This is a genomic window from Actinosynnema sp. NPDC023658, assembly GCF_040639995.1.
Classification (GTDB): domain Bacteria; phylum Actinomycetota; class Actinomycetes; order Mycobacteriales; family Pseudonocardiaceae; genus Actinosynnema.
On the sequence record NZ_JBFAAX010000386.1, the window covers coordinates 2,956 to 4,111 of the forward strand.

The 1,156-nt window shown below is 74.9% G+C and carries 1 protein-coding gene; it reads right to left on the reverse strand.

The window, feature by feature from the left end; all coding sequences use genetic code 11:
* On the reverse strand, nucleotides 1–1,071 hold a 1,071-nt coding region (locus AB0G02_RS27130; protein ID WP_360798960.1), incomplete at its 3' end, for an acyltransferase.
* Nucleotides 1,072–1,156: the final 85 nt, after the last annotated feature.

Here is a 1,156-nt window from a genome sequence, read left to right on the forward strand (position 1 = left end):
CCAGGCGTTCGTGGCCCACGGCTGTCGCCGGAGCCCCGTGACCACCTCTTGGGCGTCCATCCGCGACACCACGCGGACCGGCTCGGGGAAGTCGCTGCCCAGCAGGTCCAGGGCGTACCCGACGCACAGGACGTGGTAGGCGGCGTCGGGGTCGGACAGGCCGTCGGTGACCGGTCCCGCGGTGCCGTCGGGGCGCAGCGCGCCGACCAGCCCGGTTGCGGGGTCCTGCCAGGCGCGCAACCGGTCCACCTGGTCGCGGGCGGGCAGCTGGTCGGGGGCACGGCCGAGCAGCAGGTCCGCGACCTCCACGGCGTCGCACTGGGCGCGGACGGTCGTCGCGGCTCCCGGTCGGTCGGTGAACAGGCGCAGGTCGGGGTCCCAGCACCGCGCCAGCACCTGCTGGGCCTGCGCGCGGGCGTTCTCCGCGAACGACGTGAGGGCGTCCACCAGGCCGTCGGCCCGCGGTGCGGAGGGGGCGAGTTCCGGCACGCGCCACCGCAGCACCCTGGCCGGGTTCCCGCCGACGATCGCACCGGCCGGGACGTCCTTGGTCACCACGGCGCCGGCGGCGATCACCGACCGGTCCCCGACCGACACCCCGTCCAGGACGACGACGTGCGACCCGATCCAGACGTCGTTGCCGACGGTGATGCCGCGCGAGGTGAGGGGCTGCCGGAAGACCTCGGTGTCGGGGTCGGTGGTGGTGTGGTTGAAGGCGAGGATCGAGGTGTGCGCGCCGATCCGCACGCCGTCGCCCAGGCGGATGTCGCCGCGCACCACCGCGTAGGGGTTGACGGTGCAGTCGCGCCCAGCGTGCAGCGATCCGCTGAGGTAGGCGCCGGCGGCGACGTAGCCCCGGTCACCGAGCCGGAACTCCTCGTTCTGCACCGAGGCCAGCTCGGACAGGAAGCAGCGCTCACCGATCCGGTAGCCGCGGTGCTCGACCAGGTCCCGCTGCACGTCGAGCTGACGTCGCCTCGACCCCTCGTCGGCCTCGTCCCAGAAGGACCACGGCGAGTAGTCGAAGTGCGTCCGGTCGAACGGCCGCCCGTCACCGCGGAATCCGGTCACCGTCGAGCACCTCCGCTGGTCCGGAACCGGAACGGTGCCGGGGGGGGGGGGGGGGGCCCGCCCGCGCCCCCCCCCCCCCCCCCCC